This is a genomic window from Mycoplasma sp. CB776 (assembly GCF_054343395.1).
The window spans coordinates 1-17,530 of sequence record NZ_JBTGVD010000006.1 but is presented as its reverse complement, the minus strand read 5'-3'; the positions used below and the strand labels follow the sequence as shown (position 1 = coordinate 17,530).

The window sequence follows — 17,530 nt, the reverse complement described above, 5'->3', positions numbered from 1 at the left end:
TTGCTCTTTTTTCTATACTAATTTTTATATTTTAGTATCATTAATTTATCAATAAAAAATAAGGAGAAAATATGAAAAAAGAAGTTTTTATAGCAGGTGGATGTTTTTGAGGAGTAGAAGCTTATTTTTCAAGAATTAAAGGTGTTATTCAATCTGAATCTTATTATATAAATGGAGACTTTGAAGGAGTAACTTATAAAGAAGTTTGTTCTGGTTCAAAGCATGCTGAAGCAGTTAGAGTTATTTATGATGATGAACAAATAGATGAAAAAACTATATGAGAATTATATTTAAATATTATTGATCCTTACTCTCTAAATAAGCAAGGAAATGACAAAGGAACACAATATAGAGTTGGAATTTATTCAAATGATCCAATTGTTTTACAAATATTTGAAGATTTAAATAAAGAATTTATTAATAAAGAAAATAAAGAAAATTACATTGAATTTGATAAAGTTTATGACAAAACAAAAGCTGAAGAATATCATCAAAAATATCTTGAAAAAAATCCTTTGGGTTATTGTCATATTAATCTTTATTCTATTCCAGAAAAATTACTAAAAGATGAATACAAAAATAAATAATTTTATTTATTAAATAATATTATTAAAAATCAAAAATACAGGAAATTCCTGTATTTTCATTTATTTTTTTTAATTTGAAGATTCATTTAAATCAAAAGTTTGTGTATATACTTTATTGGTTGAATCCCCTTCTATTTTATATTTAAAAGTTAGTATTTTAGTACTTGCATCATATACAGCATCATTTGTAATGGAAGGAAATTTATTAACATTGTCAAAGTTTCCTTTTAATTCTGAAACTCTTTTAATTTGTGATAGATTTAATCCTTCTTTTGCAACAAAAATTTTGTTATCTTCTCTTCTGTTTCCACCAAGGATTCCTATAAAATTGCTACTTGAATAATATTGAAGACCTTTGAAAGAAGGATTTGTTAAACTTGATAATTTATTTAAAAATCTAGATTTTCAATCGTCAAAAGCTGGAACTAAAGCATTTTCATACATATTTTGATCTATTGAGTTATTTTCTGAAGGTTCTTCAGAATCTGAATTTTTAGGATTTGTTGGTTCTGTTACTGCTGGTTCACTTTGTCCTTGTTCTCCACTATTATCTGATGGGGTTTGTGGATTTTCGCCTTGCGTAGGTTCTGGAGAATTACCTTGACTTTGTAAATTTTGATCATTTTTTGAAGTTGCAGGTTCTTCTGAATTTTGAGTTGATGATTTTGAATCAGGATTTTCATTATTTGGATTTTTATTTGTAGTTACTGCAGTTGTAGTTTTTTCATCATCTATATTTGTTTTATTTTCTGGTTCTTTATTTTCATCAACAGGTTTATTAAATATAATAGTTTGTGAATATTCTTTATTAGTTTCATCATCTCTTACTTTATATTTGAAAATTAAAGTAGAAGTTGCTTCATCTCAAGAAGCATCACGATATCTTTTGATTTCTTTAGGATTGCTTGGAATTATAACTTGTCTAATTTTCTCTATATCCAAACCTTCTCTTGTAACAAAAATTTCATTATCAGTTCATCCAAGACCAATTAATCCAAAGAATTTATTTGTTGCATAATATTGAATTCCTGTAAAACCATATTTCTTTAAATTTTTAAATCAATTGATTTGTGAATTTTCATTTTTAAATACTAAAGCATTACTGTAATCAATATTTACTTTTTGAGTTTGTTTAACAGGGTTTGCTTGTGTAGTTGGGGTGGTTGGAGAAGGTGTTGTAGTAACTGATATAACATTCTTTTCTTCTTTTTTTGATTCTTGTGCATTACAAGAAATAAAAGTTATTGAACTTAAGGTTGTTATTCCTAATGGTAATAATAATTTTTTAAATAAATTCTTTTTCATAATTCCTCTTTTCTTTATTTTTCTGTATATTTGTATTTTTTAGGGTAAAAAAACATAGAATTTTTGTTATTCTAAAATTCTATGTTTTAGAAGATTATTCTTCATCTGCTTTAATAGCACGTTTTTTAATAATTACATCTGCAATTTGTTTTGGTGTTACTTCATAGTGATCAAATTGCATTTGATATGTTCCACGACCTGAAGTCATAGATCTTAATTGAGTTGAGTAACCAAACATTTCTGATAATGGAACATCTGCTCTAATAATGTTTGCTCCATCACTTCTTGTTTCTTGCTCTTTAACTTGACCTCTTCTACGAGATAAGTCTCCCATAACATCTCCTGAATAATCTGCAGGAACAACAACAGAAACGTCCATAATTGGTTCTAATAAAACAGTACCAATAGCATCTTTTGCTTTTGTTAAAGCTTTAGAAGCTGCTATTTTATATGCCATTTCTGATGAATCGACATCATGGTATGAACCATCAAATAAAGTAGCTTTAATATCTATCATTGGATAACCTGCTAAAATACCAGCAGCCATTTTATCTTCAAGTCCTTTTTGAATTGATTTAATATATTCTTTAGGAATTTTTCCACCAACAATTTTATCTATAAATTCAAAACCACCATCTGGATTTGGTTCAAATTTAATTCAAACATGTCCATATTGCCCTTTTCCACCAGATTGCTTGATGTGCTTTCCTTCAACTTCTGATGACTTAGTGATTGTTTCACGGTAAGATACTTGTGGTGCACCAACTGTTGCTTCAACACCAAATTCTCTTTTTAGACGATCAACAATAATATCTAGATGTAATTCACCCATTCCGGCAATAATAGTTTGTCCTGTTTCATCATCAGTTCATGTTCTAAAGGTTGGATCTTCGTTTGCAAGTTTTTGTAATCCAATTGATAATTTTTCTGTTGCAGCTTTAGAAGCCGGTTCTAATGCTTGTGAAATAACTGGTTCTGGGAATACCATTTTTTCTAAAACAAAATGTTTGGCTTTTTCAGAAATTAAAGTATCACCTGTAACTGTATCTTTTAGACCTACAGCAGCACCAATATCTCCTGCTCTTACTTCATCAATTTCTTCTCTGGAGTTAGCGTGCATTTCTAAAATACGTCCAACTCTTTCTTTTTTATCTTTAGTTGAGTTATATACGTATGAGCCTTTTTGTAAAACTCCTGAATAAACTCTAAAGAATGTTAAAGTTCCAACAAATGGGTCATTCATAATTTTGAATGCTAATGCTGAAAAATCATAATCATCTGAAGCTGGAACTTCAACAACTTCATCACCTATATATCCTTTAATAGCAGGTACATCTAAAGGTGAAGGTAAATAATCAACAACTGCATCGATCATTTTTTTAACACCTTTATTTTTAAATGATGTTCCACAAACTACAGGGAAAAATTCTGAAGTTAATGTTGCTTTTCTAATTGCTTGTTTTAATCTATCAGCTGAAATTTCTTCACCTTCTAAAGCAAGCATCATTATTTCCTCATCAAAATCTGCTACTGCTTCTACTAATTCTGCTCTCATTTTTTTAGCTTTATCTAATAAATGAACTGGAACTTCGATTTCTTTAGCAATTTCTTCTTTTTCTCCATCGTATTCAAATGCTTTCATTTCTACAAGGTCAATTAATCCTTTATAGTCATTTTCAGCACCAATATTTAATTGGATAGCAACCGCGTTACCTCCAAGTCTTTCTTTAACTGAACGGATTGAAGCTTCAAAATCAGCTCCTGCTTTATCCATTTTGTTAACATAAACAATTCTTGGAACTTTATAATTTGTTGCTTGTCTTCAAACTGTTTCTGTTTGTGGTTCAACTCCTGATTGAGCATCTAAAACCGCAACAGCACCATCAAGAACTCTTAATGAACGTTCAACTTCAACTGTGAAGTCTACGTGTCCTGGTGTATCGATAATGTTAATTCTTTTATCTTTTCAAAAAGCTGTTGTTGCAGCAGAGGTAATTGTAATCCCTCTTTCTTTTTCTTGTTCCATTCAGTCCATTTGTGAACCACCATCATGAGTTTCACCAATTTTGTGGATTTTTCCTGTATGGAATAAAATTCTTTCTGTTGTTGTGGTTTTACCTGCATCAATGTGAGCCATTATACCGATGTTACGATAATCTTTAAGGTCAAATTTTCTTGCCATAATTATCATCTAAAATGTGCAAATGCTTTATTTGCTTCTGCCATTTTATGTGTATCCTCTTTTTTCTTAATTGCTCCACCGGTGTTGTTTGATGCATCGATAATTTCGTTTGCAAGTCTTAAGTCCATTGTTTTTTCTGCTCTTAATCTTGAATAATTAATTAATCATCTTAATGATAAAGTTTGTTTTCTTCTTGCAGAAACTTCCATTGGAACTTGGTAGTTTGTCCCCCCAACTCTTCTTGATCTAATTTCTAATTGAGGTGTTATGTTATTGATAGCTTGTTGGAAAACTTCTAAAGGATCTTTTCCTGTTTTTTCCTTAACAATATCAAAAGCTGAATATAAAATAGTTTGCGCTGTTGATTTTTTTCCGTCTAACATAATTGCATTTACTAATTTTGTAACTAATTTAGAGTTAAAAATTGGATCAGCTAATACATCACGAATAGGCGCTTGTTTTCTTCTTGACATTTTTTCTCCTATATTTTTTATATTATAAAATTATTATTTTTTAGGTTTTTTTGCACCATATTTAGATCTAGCTTGATTTCTTTTATTAACACCAGCTGTATCTTGTGTTCCTCTAACGATATGGTATCTAACCCCTGGTAAATCTTTAACTTTTCCACCACGAATTAAAACTACAGAGTGTTCTTGTAAGTTGTGTCCTTCTCCTGGTATATAAGCTGTAACTTCCATTCCGTTTGATAATTTAACCCTTGCATATTTTCTTAATGCTGAGTTAGGTTTTTTAGGTGTCATTGTTGCAACCCTTGTACAAACTCCACGTTTAAAAGGTGAAGGTAATTTTGTTTCTTTTTTATGTAAAGAGTTGTAACCAACTATTAGTGCAGGAGCTTTTGTTTTTCTTACTTTATTAACACGTCCTTGACTAACTAATTGTGCTATTGTTGGCATTGTCTTTCCTTTCGATTTTTAAATTTTAATTTATATATTCACAAACTTAATTATTCATAAACATTATTATTAATAATAATTAAGTGTATAAATTATATAACAACTTAGCCGAGTGTATCGAAAAAAAATTATTTTTTTTATAGTGCTGTTGTTATATTAAAAAAATAAGACAACGAGTGTCTTATTTAATAAATATTTCTTTTGCTTGTTTTAGTATTTTATCTAAATTATTTTGAGCTTCAGTTTTATTTTTTTCTAATGAAAAAATATAAAGTTTTATTTTAGGTTCTGTTCCTGAAGGGCGCAACGCAGCTCAAGAATTATTTTCAAAAAATATTTGAACCATATTTTCTACAATATTATTATAACCTTTTCGATAATCAATAATTTTTGAAATTTTCAAACTAAAATTTATTTTTAAAAATGATTCTAAATAAGAGTTTATTTTCGATGGTTCCATTGAATTCAATTCTATTGAAACTACCTTGCTAAAAATAAATCCATACTTTTTATAAATATTATTTAATTCTTCTAAAAAGGAAATATTTCTTTTTTTAGATAAAATATTTAATATTAAAATTAATGATTGAAATGCATCTTTATCAAAAGAAATATCACTATTTATTAAAGATCCATAACTTTCTTCAAATGCAAAAATATGCGATTTTTCTTTATATTTGTTTATTTCAGGACCTACTCATTTAAAACCTGTAGGAATTATTTGACTTTTAATATTGTGCTTATTAGCAATAATAGAAGGAAGGTTGCTTGACACAAATGAATAAATTAAAAGATCGTTTTCTTTATAGTAATTTTCTTCTACTAAAAAATTGAAAATTATGGTTGCTAGTTCGTTACCAGTAAAATAATAAAATTCATTATTTGATAATTGTTCTACAAAACCAATTCTATCAGCATCAGGATCAGTTAAAATTCCATATTTAATTTTATTTCTTTTCATTAAATCAATTAAATTAATATAAGCACTTTTTTCTTCTGGATTTGGATATGAAACAAAATTAAAGTGTTTGCTGTTTTTCATTTCAGATTCTACTTTTAAAAATTTAACTGAAGTTTGCTTTTCAATTAATTTAATAACTTGAGAACCAGTTCCATGAAGTGGTGAATAAGCTATTTTAAGGTTATTATCAAACAAATTATTAGAAAAAATTCTTGATATCTCTTGAACATAAACAGGTAAATATTTATCTATACAAATAACTTTTTTATTAAAATTTATTTTTTTTGTATTTAAATTATTGTTGATTTTATTATATTTTTTAAAAAATGGAATCAATTTTTTAACTTCATCTGGAAGGATTTGAGCTCCAAATTTATTATAAATTTTAATACCATTATATTCTTTAGGATTATGAGAAGCAGTGATGTTAATACCGCCTATTGCTTGTTTTTGTTTTATTAAAAAACTAACAACCGGAGTTGCAATTGGTTGTTTAGAAGTATAAACTTTTATACCATAATTTTTACTTAAAATTTGTGTTGCTAATTTTAGAAAGATAAATGATTTATTTCTATTATCTCTTCCGATAACAACTCCTTGTTGTTTTACATTAGCAAAATTTTTTAGTAAATATCTTGCATATCCATCAATGATTCTATAAACGTGTTTAGTGTTTAGTTCACTTTCTTTATTTCCTAATTTACCACGTATACCTGCTGTTCCAAACTCTAACATAATTTCCTTATTTTAATAATTTTTCTAATTTTTCTATTGAAGGTTCAATTGTTAAATATGAACCTGAAACCAAAACATCTGCTCCGCTTTTGAAAGCACCAAAAGCAGTTTTATCATTAATACCACCATCAACCTGAATAATTACATTTAAATTATTATTATCAATAAATTTTCTTGCTTCTTCTATTTTGTTTAAAGAATTTTCAATAAATGATTGTCCACCTTTACCTGGTTCTACAGACATAATTAATAATAAATCAAAATATTTAAGTAAATCTTTAATTTCACTAAAATCTGTATTAGGTTTAATTGAAATACCTAACTTGATTTTATTTTTATATTTTTTAACCAATTTTAGAATCTCTTCTTGATTGTCAAAAACTTCATAATGAACTGTTGCATAATCAACAACACCAATAACCTTATCAATTATTTTTTCTGGTTCATAAGCCATTATATGAATATCCATTGTATGATGTTTAGAATTATTTTTTATATTTTTTATTTCTTCAATTTCAATTGCTCTGTTTTCAACAAATTTAGCATCCATATAGTCATAATGGATTCAACTAATTCCCATATTAAATAGAATCTTAGCTACTTCTAATCTCTTTTCTTTTGTAATACTTAAAAGTGAAGGACTAATTAATTTCATTTTTTTCTCCTAAAAAATCTTTTAAAAAGTAAAGATAGTTTTCATATCTAGTTAATGGTATTTCTCCGTTTTTTACCATTAATTTAATTTTACAATATTTTTCTTCTTCCTTATAGTGAAAACAAGAGCGAAATTTACATAAATTTGCATTTAACTTAAATATTTTAAAGGCAGTTGCTATTTGATCTTTATTTAATTTTATTTCAAACGAAGAAAAACCAGGAGTATCTATTAACTTCCCTTGATTTCAATCTATCATTTGTACAACTCTAGTGGTGTGTTTACCTCTATTTAAGGATTTAGAAATGGATTGTGTTTCAAATTGATTTTCAGATAATAAATTTATTAAACTTGTTTTTCCTACACCAGTTTGCCCCATAAATACAGAAACTTTGTCCTTAAAAAGTCCAAAAAATTCTGTATTTACTTCCTTCTTATTATGATTATCAATAAAATGAATTTCATAATTTAAATTAATATAATCTTTTAAAACTTCTTTATAGTTAGAATTTAAATCAATTTTAGTAATGGCTAAAACTGGTTGAATGTTTTTGCTTTCAACAATCATTAAAAACTTATCTAAAAGCAGTGAGCTAAAATTAGGTTCTTTTACAGACATTACAATAATCACTTGATCGATGTTCGCTATTTTAGGTCTTACAAAAACATTGTTTCTTTCTTTAACTTTTATCACAAAACCTAATTCGTCATATTCAACAAAATCACCAACAACAGGTGATAAATTGTCGTTTCTTAATTTACCACTTCCTCTTAATCTTATAATTTCTTTATTTTCAGTTTCCACATCATAAAAACCAGCAATTACCTTTATTACTCTTCCAATTTTTTTATTCAATACAAAATTCCTTTCTAATTTATTCTTTTATTTAGTTGACTTAATATTAAAAACTAAATAAAAGAATTAAAGTAATTATTAACAAAATTAAAATAATTACAATTACACTTATTATGACAATTGTTCCGGTTCTGGTTGCAAGCCATTCAAAAAGGTTTTTCCTTTGTTTTTGGTCAAAATTTATTATATTTTCACTTAGTCTTTCAGGTTTTAAACAAGTAGATAAATCATTATATAATTCGTTCATATTGTTATAGCGATCATATGGATTTTTAGCTAAACATCGATGAATAATGTTTATTAATCCGTGACTTGTAGTTGGTTTTAAATTCTGAATCTTTGGCAAAGATTGTTCTTTGTGTTTAGCAAGAATTTTAAGATGTGAATCTCCTGAAAAAGGAACACAACCTATTAACATTTGATAAATGACTATACCAATAGAGTAAATATCAATTTTTACAGAACCTTTTTCTTTATAATCAGCTATTTCTCCTGGCATATAATGAACAGAACCTATGACTTTATTTTCTTGTGTCAACCTTTGTGATTCATTATCTATTGCAATACCTAAATCAATTATTTTAATTTGATTTAGGTTTGTTACCATAATATTAGTGTCTTTAATATCTCTATGGAAAATACCGGCTTTGTGAATTGCTTTAATTCCTAAAGTTATTTGTTTTGCGTAATTAACAACATCTTCTTTAGAAAGCGTTCCAGATCTTTCAATAACGTTTTTTAAAATGGTTCCATCAACAAGTTCCATTGCAATTCAAAATTCCTTATTTTCTAAATCAAAACAAGAATCAATTAATCTTGCTACATAAGGTGAATCAACTTTTTTAGTTATTCTTATTTCTTCTTTAAAACGTTCAATACTTAAATCACTCATTGATTCATAATTCATAAGTTTGATTGCACACTTAAAATTATCTTTTTTTCTAACAGCTAAATAAATAACAGACATTCCACCTTTTCCTAAGGTGTTACTAATATAATAGTTTTGAAGTAGTTTTTTGTTATATGTTGGTATATTCATTATTTAATTTCCACTATTGCTACTGTTAAATTATCATTAGAATCATTAGCTAATGCTGTTTCTATAATTTTATTTGCTTTGTATTCAAGATCTTTTTCTTTCAAAAACATAATGTTTTCTAATGTTGGTTTATCAATAAAGTCATGCACTCCATCTGTAGTTTGAATTAAATAACTTTTTTCTTTTCTTTTACTTAAAGAAAGAAAACCGATTTCAGGTGTATAGCGTTTTTTAGGCCCAAGCGAAGAAGTAAGAAAAGATGCTCCAGGTAATTGTGAAGCAACTTCGAAAGAAACCTTTTCTTTTTCTATATAATAGTTCATTAAATTTTGATCACTTGAAAGTTGTTGTAAAATATCGCTATATAGATAAATTCTAGAATCACCTATATTTACAAAGGAAAGTAATTTATTTTTTTTAACAAATATGGTTGCAACCATTGTTGTACCCATGTCTAAAAGTTGTTCGTTTTCTTCTGCTGCTTTGTTCATGTTGATTATACTATCATTAATCCCTTTAGAAAATCAGTTAGTAATTGATTTTTTATCTTCTTTTATTTCTAAAGTAGAAAATAATGTTTTAAATGTGTCAACTGTTATTTGTGAAGCAATTTCTCCTGCATTATGTCCACCCATTCCATCACAAACAATTGAAAAAATTACTTTTTCATTTTCTAATATTAAAACAGAGTCTTCATTTTGAACCCTTTTGCCTTTATTTGTTTTAAAAATATAATTATCCATTAATTTCCTTTATAAAAGTTTTATTTGTTTAATTCAGAAATAATAATTTCTTTAATTTTAGAAGCAGCATTTAAAGGAATATCATTTACTACTTTGTGTAAAAATTTATCTTTTTCTTCTAATTCTAAAACTGCTTTATCAATTCTTATTTGAATTTGCTCTTCACTTTCTGTTCCCCTATTTTTTATTCTTGTATACAAATCATCCATAGAAGGTGGTAACAAGAAAATTGAAATAACAGAATCTTCTTCGTTTCTTTCTTTGTAATATTTTTTAATATTTAATGCACCGATTGTTTCTATTTCAAGTAAAGGTAAAAAACCTTCTTGATTAATTTTTTCAATTTCTGAGTAAAGAGTTCCATAATAATTATCAAAATGTTTATTTCATTCAATAAATTCATTTTTCTTTATTTTATCTTCGAATTCTTCATTAGAAATAAAGTGGTAATGTACCCCATTTATTTCCCCTTCTCTTGGTTTTCTTGTTGTAGCTGAACAAGATAACTTTAATTTTAATTCATTATTCTCAAATAAAATTTTTTCAATGGTACCTTTTCCAACCCCAGAAGGACCAGCTAAAATTACTAACTTATTTTTTTTCATATATTTCCTTTATTATTTCTTACCTAAAAAATAAATATAAGTTTTACCGTATTTTTTTTCTTTTAAAATTTCAAAATATTCACTAATTTCTATATTATCACTATTTGTTTCAACAATGACCTGACCATTATCTAAAAGAATATCATTGTTTGCTATTTCTTTTAAAGTTTCATTTAATAATGTTTTTTCTTCATAAGGTGGATCTAAAAAAATAAAATTAAATTTATTATCCTTTTTCATATTTATCAATTGAAGAGCAGAAAGATTATAACAATGCATATTTTGAATTTTTAGTTTCTTTTGTTCATTAACAATATGATTAAAAATTTTTCTATTTTTTTCAGATAAAAAAACTTCTTTTGCACCACGTGAAATAAATTCAAAAGAAACCGCTCCCGAACCACCAAATAAATCTAAAACTAATGATTCTTCTATTTCAAATTGAATAGAAGAAAAAATGGCTTCTCTTGTTTTATCCGTTGTTGGTCTTACTATTTCTAAGTCTGGTTGTTCTATTTTTCTGCCACGTAAATTTCCTGCTATTATTCTTAACATATATTTATTAATTATATAATATTTTCCTTAATAAATTGCTTAATCTCTTTATATATAGAGAAATTTGCTTTATAATTAGCAAATTTTATATAAACTTCTAATGAATGAGATAAATAATAAAATGTCTTTAATTCTTCAATTGTTCTTTGAAAACTTGTTTTGAAGTGGTATTTACAACTAAAACCACCTTCAAAAAATTGAAAATCTCTTAATTCTTTATTACTTTTACAAGTAACACATTTATCAAAAGATTGTTTATAACCAAAGTATTCTAATAAATGACAAAGAAGATATGTTTTAATAAAGAAAACATTTTCTTTATTTGCTATTTTTATACTCTGTTTTATAAGTTCATATAAATAAGAGTTAGAATATTCTAATTTATCTAAATAAAAAAGGATTTCTTGTAATTCTGTATATGAAAAAGAATTATTTTGTAAATCAAAAAAACTAATAAGTGTTGCTTTTTTAAGTTTAGACATTCTATTATTGAGTCTGGCTAAAAAGATTTCAAATTCTGCTTCATTTAAAAGTAATAAAGAACTTCTGTTTTTACTGTGTACTTTTCTTACCCCACGAGCAAGAAAAGATATAATTCTCTTGTTGGTAATAATTTTAACAATTGCATCATAATCATCGTATTCTTGATAACTAATAACAATTCCTTTAGTCATTGTTGAAGACATTTTTTTCTCACACTTTTCTTTTTATTAACGGATCATCTATGTGTCTTGCTCAATCTACTTTTAAATAAACTATTTCAAATATAAGGAATTTAATTAAATCAACTAAAAAGAAAATTCAATAAGTTTGACTCAAACTTAAACCAAGAGATTGTGGTTTAATTGCAAAAGTTATAATTACTAGTCATAATAAAGCAACAATTTCTAAACTAAATTCAAGTAATGATGCTAAGTTTGTTCTTCCTCCAGAAGCTATTAATCTACTTGAAGTAGAAAATCAAATTCAAATTGGATTGAATACCACTACTACAAAAAGTGTTGCTTGTAATTGTGATAAATATAATTTTTTAGCTTCTAAAATTGTATCTGAATTTTTTCCTATTTCAGCAGCAAAATAATCAATATACGGGATAAATACAGTAAAAAGTAAAAGCAATAATGATAATGCAAGTGCAATTGTTGAATGAAAACCTTTAAGTTCATTTGCGTTTTTCTTAGCAATTTCAAATTCCTTATTTCCTAGATGTTTTCCAACAAAAACAGAAATGTTAGAACTAAGAGCTCCGAAAACAGCTAAAAATATTTCACTTATCGCTCCTGTTAATCCAAGAATAGCAGCAGCTCCAATTGCTCATTCTTCTTTTCCAATTGTTCCTTGAGGAAAAATTCTATTAAAAAGGGCACTTCTTAATATTATTAATACAGAATTTCCTGTAATTAAAAAGGCACTATGTAATCTAAAAACAACTTTTTTTCATGTATCTCTTGACACTTTAAAAAGTGATAAAGGATTAATTAGTGTTTTTCTTATTTTTAAAAATACAAAAAAAGTATCACCAAATATTCCAAAAATTCTTGCAGCTATGGAAGCGTATGCTGCCCCTTTAACTCCTAATTTAAAAACATATATTAAAAGAATATTTAAAAAAATGTTAATTAGTAAAGATCCAATTGAAGAAATTAAAGCTTCTTTTCCATGCCCTGTTTCTGCAAGAAGCGAACTCATTGGAGAAGTTCAACCAAAAATAACTCATGTTATCACTATTAATCTTAAATAATCTACTGATTGTTGCAATGTTGCTGGATCTTGATTAGTTTGATAAAAAACAGAAATCATTTTTTCAGATAAAGTGAGAGCAAAAATTGCAAATATAGTCATACAACTAAAAGTCAATAAAACTCTTACTCTCATTACTTCTTTTATTTTTTTGTAATTTTTGCTTCCTCAATACTGTCCAACAAGCACTGAACAAATTATAGAAATTCCACCAATAACACCACCTATAATTCCTGTTCAAGAATTAGCATAAGATAAAGAATCAACACCATGAGGTATTTTTGTTACCATAAAATTATCAATAAAACCGTTTAGCGAAAAAAGTATTCCTGAAAGAATAATTGGTAAAGAAAATTTTAAGTACAATTTTCATTTACTTCAACTAACTGGAAAGTGTTCTTTTAAAAAAACAAAAAAATTAAATTTCTTCTTTATCATAATTATTTAAATTTTAGCAAAATAATAAAAAAACATTAATAATTAAGTTGAAAATAACCCTATTTTCTTTGTAATTTATTTTAAAACTTTACAAAAGTTTATATATGAATTTATTCATAGAAAAAATAAGATTATATATGCAAAATTGTTCAAATTTTATGAATTTTTGTCAAATCCTTGTTTTTTTTTTTTTTTTGTAGAATTAAGTTATAAGAAATGATACAAATTGTGCTTTGCAATTATAAAATGAAAAATTCTAATAATATATTTCAATAATTTTTCAATAATTCATTTTTTAAAATTTCAATTAATCAAAAATAAAAATAAGGAAAACTATGAAAAAGAAACTTTTATTATTAACTACCTCCCTTTCTGTTTTAACAACTTCTGCATTAGTAGTTTCATGTCAAACTTCTTTAGATAAAAAGAAAGAAGAATTAATTAATTTAGGTGTAAAAATAGCAATTAAACAAAATCAATCAAATTATGATAAAAAATCAGAAACTGAAAAGAAAGAATATGAAAAACAACAAAAAGACAAAGTTAAAGCTGGATTAGATTCTCTTTTAACAGAGGGTAAATCTATTGAATGAGAAAAAATATTAGACGATGAAATCGTTAAAGCAAGAAAACATTTAGTAGACTTAATATTATCATCAAATTAAAACAAGAATTAGTAAAATAATTATTTCATTAGCACTGCAAAAATGCAGTGTTTTTTATTCAATAAAACTTTTCATTAACTAATTTTAAATGAATTTCCAAATCTTAAATGTTAATTCATTTGTATAAAAAATATATAGGAAAATTGTTCAAATTTTATGAATTTTTGTCAAATCCTTGCTTTTTTTTTTTTTTTGTAAAATTTAATTTAAAAAATGATGCAAATTGATATTTGAGATTATAAAATAAGAAGTTCTTATAATATATTTTCAATATTTTTTCAATGAATCGTTTTTTTAAAATTTCAATTAATCAAAAATAAAATAAGGAAAAAATATGCAAATAAATATTAAAGAAAAACTAAGAAGTTTAAAAAACTTTTCAATTACAAATCTAATATTAACCTTTTCAGGTTTAATTCTTTTTATAATAACTTTAACTTTTGCAGTAGGAGCTGCAGCAACCCAAAGTGCAGAAGGAGCAGTTGCTGCTGGTGTGGGTCTTGTTGGTTCTATACTAATTATTGGAATATTGAATTTCTTTTCAAACATTGTAATATTAGTATTATCAATTGTTGGATTTGTTGCTGCATTAAAAATTAAAGATGCAACAAATGGTTCTAACAAAAAATACTTTGCTGTTTGATTATCAGTAATGATAATAATTATAATAAATTCAATATTCTCATTTATTCCATTTGTTGGTTCAATTTTAGGAATGATTTTCTCTATTTGACCAATAGTAGCTTATATATTAACAATCGTATGAGCTAACAAAGATACAAAAGCATTAAACTAAAAATAACATACAAAGAAAGGAAAAAATATGAAAAAGAAACTTTTATTATTAGCTACCCCTATTTCTGTTTTAACAACTGCTGTATTAGCAGTTTCATGTCAATCTTCACTCGATAAAAAGAAAGAAGAATGAATTGATTTAACTGTAAAAGTAACAATTAAGCAAAATCAATCAGAATATGATAAAAAATCAGAAGCAGAAAAAAAAGAATATGAAAAACAACAAAGAGAAGGAGCGAGAGCAGCACTAGAATTATTTTTACCAAAAGATAAGTCCGGTGAATGAGAAAAATTATTGGATGATGATATTGCTAAATTAAAACAAGAATTAGCAAAATAGTCATTTCACTAACACTGCAGAAATGCAGTGTTTTTTTATTCATAAAACTTTTTATTATAATAAAAATTAATACTTAACTTTAAACTAAAAATAAAATAAAAAATTAAGTTTTTATATCTAAATTTCCAAATATAAAACAAGATTATATATGTAAAATTCTTTGAATTTAACTACTTTTTGCCAAATCCTTGCTTTTTTTTTTTTTTTGTAAAATTAGTTTTAAGAAAGGAGAAAATGGATAAGAAAAATCTAAAAGACTTTATCAATAAGAAAAATTTTAATGATAATCTTCCTGTTTTATTTATTGGTTCTGGTTTTAGTAAAAGATATTTAGTTAAATCTTACACATGGAGAGAATTACTAGAAACTATTTATAAAGAATTATTAGAATCTACTTCCAAATTATCCCAAGAAGAAAAAGAAAATTCTTTTCTCGAGTTAGTTTATAAATATAAAAATGATTATAGTTTAATTGCTGAAGAAATGGAAAAAGAATTTAATTATTTAGTTAAAATGGATCAAGTTGGTAAATGAAAAGAAATAAATGAAGATTTTTATAAAAACTATCTAAAAGAAGAAAAGTGAATTAGCAGGTTTAAACTATTTATTAAAAATAAATTAGAAAAAATTGAAATAAACGAAGATTCTTATAAAGAAGAAATAAACTTATTTCAAAAAGCTTCACAATATTTTTATTGTATTATAACAACCAATTATGATAAATTATTAGAAACTATATTGAATGATAAAAAAATAAATACAGAAGATAATATAAAATTCAAACCACTTATAGGGGATAAAATTGCTTTTGAAAAAGATGTAGGGACTATTCATAAAATTCATGGTTGCGTTACTTCGCCGGAAGATATTATAATTACAAAAAGTGATTATATGAGATTTGAAAATGAATATAAATTAATAAAATCTAGGATACTTTCTTTGTTTATAAAGCAACCAGTTATTTTTTTAGGATATGCCATAAATGATTCTAATATAAAAAATATGTTAAAAATTATTTATGAATATGCAAAAAGTAATATAAAAGATAAAGAAAAAATATTAAAAAATATAGAAAATAATTTTTTATTTATTGAATATACTAAAGAAGAAATAAAAAATCCAGAATTTGAAACTGTAGAAAAATATAATATAAAATTCGAAAATAACGAAAAAATAATAATATCTAAATTTAAAACAGATAAATACAAAAAAGTATTTGATTCAATTATCAAAGCAGGTTTTTCTAAAAAAGCAATAGATATTTATAAAATATATGATTTAATTCCAACTCCAGATTTAATACCAAATTTTAAATTAAATGTAACATCATTAGATCTTATTAAAAGTTATTTTGAAATAAATGAAAAAGAAGAAAAAATCTATTACTTGGATTATATAAATGACATATTAATAAATAAAATTGAAATTATTTCTTTTTTTGGTTTTTATCAGTTTAATAGAAATAGAAAAAAAATAGAATCTTTTTTAAAACAACAATGTAATAAATTAAATGATTTCATAAAAAATAAAAAGAATAGAAAAAACATAGAAAAAGCAGAAAAAGAAATTGAAAAAATAATAAAAGAAAACTCCGAGTTTTCAATTTCTTATATAAATGAAAAATATAAATCATCAAACAAAAATGAAACTGTGACATTTTTCAATATTTTTATTTCTATTTTAAATGATAAAGTAAAACTAGAAGAAGTAAATGTTTTTTTAAAAAAAGGTCTTAAAAATTTTATTAAACAAAAAAATAAAAAACAAAAAATTGAAATTGATAATTTAGTTTTCACCATAACTAGATTTAAATATTTATTGTTAATTTATGATTTTAAAAAATATGCTAGTGACGATTGAAAAAATCGTTTAAAAATATTAAAAAATGAAAGGAAACTTAAATAAGTCTAAATGAAAAAAATAAAAAATTGAACAATTTTATCTACTACATTAAGTGTTCCTATTTTTACTGTTTTATCTTGTTCAACAGACAGTAAAGATTCGAACAATAATAGGCAAAAAGATAAAAATGATACCCCAAAATTAAATAATACAGAAGTACCTAAACCTTCAAAAGAAGATGAAAATAAGTTAAAAAGTGCTTTTGAAGAACTGCTAACTAAATCTAAAGAAGAATATGAAAAACATAAATTAAGTAACGATAAAAATGATGATAATCAAAAAATAATCCAAAGCAAATTTGAAATGTTGAAATTAATCAATGAAAATCCTTTATTTTTACAATTTGCTTCTGATGAATTAAAGAGTGATATAGAAATAGTTAAGCAAGCTGTTATAAGAAATCCAGAATCTTTAAAATATGCAAATAAAATTGCTGTTTTACATCTTTTAAAGGTAGTGTAAGATATTTTGTGTAAATTTCTCTTGCTTACTTTTTAGTAAGAGATT

At 24.9% G+C, this 17,530-nt stretch carries 19 protein-coding genes; 6 read left to right on the top strand and 13 right to left on the bottom strand.

What is annotated here, in order from left to right; genetic code table 4:
• Positions 1-71: 71 nt before the first annotated feature.
• Positions 72-587: a peptide-methionine (S)-S-oxide reductase MsrA gene (gene msrA / locus ACXX86_RS01190; RefSeq protein ID WP_458557438.1), complete on the top strand. Its 516-nt coding sequence runs from the start codon at positions 72-74 to the stop codon at positions 585-587.
• 69 nt (positions 588-656) lie between these two features.
• Here the strand turns inward: msrA and ACXX86_RS01185 are convergent, their stop codons facing one another.
• The 13 genes from ACXX86_RS01185 to ACXX86_RS01125 all read right to left on the bottom strand — a co-directional run bounded on the left by ACXX86_RS01185 (position 657) and on the right by ACXX86_RS01125 (position 13,321).
• Positions 657-1,892, bottom strand: coding sequence for a hypothetical protein (locus ACXX86_RS01185; protein WP_458560977.1), 1,236 nt, complete (start codon positions 1,890-1,892; stop codon positions 657-659).
• Between the two features lie 94 nt (positions 1,893-1,986).
• The gene (fusA, locus tag ACXX86_RS01180; protein WP_458560976.1) at positions 1,987-4,074 is read right to left on the bottom strand and encodes an elongation factor G; all 2,088 of its coding nucleotides are present in this window, start codon (positions 4,072-4,074) and stop codon (positions 1,987-1,989) included.
• Positions 4,075-4,076: 2 nt separating this feature from the next.
• Positions 4,077-4,547 (bottom strand): 30S ribosomal protein S7, encoded by a 471-nt coding sequence (gene rpsG, locus ACXX86_RS01175; protein WP_027123189.1) that lies wholly within the window; start codon positions 4,545-4,547, stop codon positions 4,077-4,079.
• 33 nt (positions 4,548-4,580) lie between these two features.
• Entirely contained in the window at positions 4,581-4,994 is a 414-nt protein-coding gene (gene rpsL / locus ACXX86_RS01170) for a 30S ribosomal protein S12 (RefSeq protein ID WP_436358576.1), read from the bottom strand.
• A 181-nt stretch (positions 4,995-5,175) separates the two neighbouring features.
• The gene (locus tag ACXX86_RS01165) at positions 5,176-6,690 is read right to left on the bottom strand and encodes a phospho-sugar mutase (protein WP_436358577.1); all 1,515 of its coding nucleotides are present in this window, start codon (positions 6,688-6,690) and stop codon (positions 5,176-5,178) included.
• A gap of 7 nt (positions 6,691-6,697) precedes the next feature.
• Entirely contained in the window at positions 6,698-7,345 is a 648-nt protein-coding gene (locus ACXX86_RS01160) for a ribulose-phosphate 3-epimerase (RefSeq protein ID WP_436358578.1), read from the bottom strand.
• Complete coding sequence (rsgA, locus tag ACXX86_RS01155) at positions 7,332-8,201, bottom strand: ribosome small subunit-dependent GTPase A (RefSeq protein WP_458560975.1); 870 nt, start codon at positions 8,199-8,201, stop codon at positions 7,332-7,334. The genes ACXX86_RS01160 and rsgA overlap by 14 nt, the downstream gene beginning before the upstream one ends.
• A 46-nt stretch (positions 8,202-8,247) precedes the next feature.
• Entirely contained in the window at positions 8,248-9,240 is a 993-nt protein-coding gene (locus ACXX86_RS01150) for a serine/threonine-protein kinase (RefSeq protein ID WP_436358580.1), read from the bottom strand.
• Positions 9,240-9,983 (bottom strand): PP2C family protein-serine/threonine phosphatase, encoded by a 744-nt coding sequence (locus ACXX86_RS01145; RefSeq protein ID WP_436358581.1) that lies wholly within the window; start codon positions 9,981-9,983, stop codon positions 9,240-9,242. Before ACXX86_RS01145 ends, ACXX86_RS01150 begins: the two co-directional genes overlap by 1 nt.
• Before the next feature lie 20 nt (positions 9,984-10,003).
• Positions 10,004-10,588, bottom strand: a complete 585-nt coding sequence (gene gmk, locus ACXX86_RS01140; RefSeq protein ID WP_436358582.1) for a guanylate kinase — start codon at positions 10,586-10,588, stop codon at positions 10,004-10,006.
• Positions 10,589-10,600: 12 nt separating this feature from the next.
• Positions 10,601-11,143, bottom strand: coding sequence for a 16S rRNA (guanine(966)-N(2))-methyltransferase RsmD (rsmD, locus tag ACXX86_RS01135; RefSeq protein WP_436358583.1), 543 nt, complete (start codon positions 11,141-11,143; stop codon positions 10,601-10,603).
• Between the two features lie 11 nt (positions 11,144-11,154).
• Positions 11,155-11,829 carry a DNA repair protein RecO gene (gene recO, locus ACXX86_RS01130; RefSeq protein WP_436358584.1) on the bottom strand — a complete coding sequence of 225 codons (675 nt, stop codon included), beginning with the start codon at positions 11,827-11,829 and terminating at the stop codon, positions 11,155-11,157.
• On the bottom strand, positions 11,810-13,321 hold the full coding sequence (locus ACXX86_RS01125) for an MATE family efflux transporter (protein WP_458560974.1): 1,512 nt from the start codon (positions 13,319-13,321) through the stop codon (positions 11,810-11,812). Before ACXX86_RS01125 ends, recO begins: the two co-directional genes overlap by 20 nt.
• Before the next feature lie 335 nt (positions 13,322-13,656).
• On the opposite strand from ACXX86_RS01125, the gene ACXX86_RS01120 reads away from it, so the two are divergent.
• The 5 genes from ACXX86_RS01120 (at position 13,657) to ACXX86_RS01100 (ending at position 17,485) form a co-directional block, all read left to right on the top strand.
• Positions 13,657-13,986 carry a hypothetical protein gene (locus ACXX86_RS01120; protein WP_458557430.1) on the top strand — a complete coding sequence of 110 codons (330 nt, stop codon included), beginning with the start codon at positions 13,657-13,659 and terminating at the stop codon, positions 13,984-13,986.
• Positions 13,987-14,320: 334 nt separating this feature from the next.
• On the top strand, positions 14,321-14,782 hold the full coding sequence (locus ACXX86_RS01115) for a hypothetical protein (RefSeq protein WP_458560973.1): 462 nt from the start codon (positions 14,321-14,323) through the stop codon (positions 14,780-14,782).
• 27 nt (positions 14,783-14,809) lie between these two features.
• Positions 14,810-15,121, top strand: coding sequence for a hypothetical protein (locus ACXX86_RS01110; RefSeq protein WP_458560972.1), 312 nt, complete (start codon positions 14,810-14,812; stop codon positions 15,119-15,121).
• 234 nt (positions 15,122-15,355) lie between these two features.
• Complete coding sequence (locus ACXX86_RS01105) at positions 15,356-17,026, top strand: SIR2 family protein (RefSeq protein ID WP_458560971.1); 1,671 nt, start codon at positions 15,356-15,358, stop codon at positions 17,024-17,026.
• 6 nt (positions 17,027-17,032) lie between these two features.
• The gene (locus ACXX86_RS01100) at positions 17,033-17,485 is read left to right on the top strand and encodes a DUF4116 domain-containing protein (RefSeq protein ID WP_458560970.1); all 453 of its coding nucleotides are present in this window, start codon (positions 17,033-17,035) and stop codon (positions 17,483-17,485) included.
• The last annotated feature ends 45 nt before the right edge of the window (positions 17,486-17,530 follow it).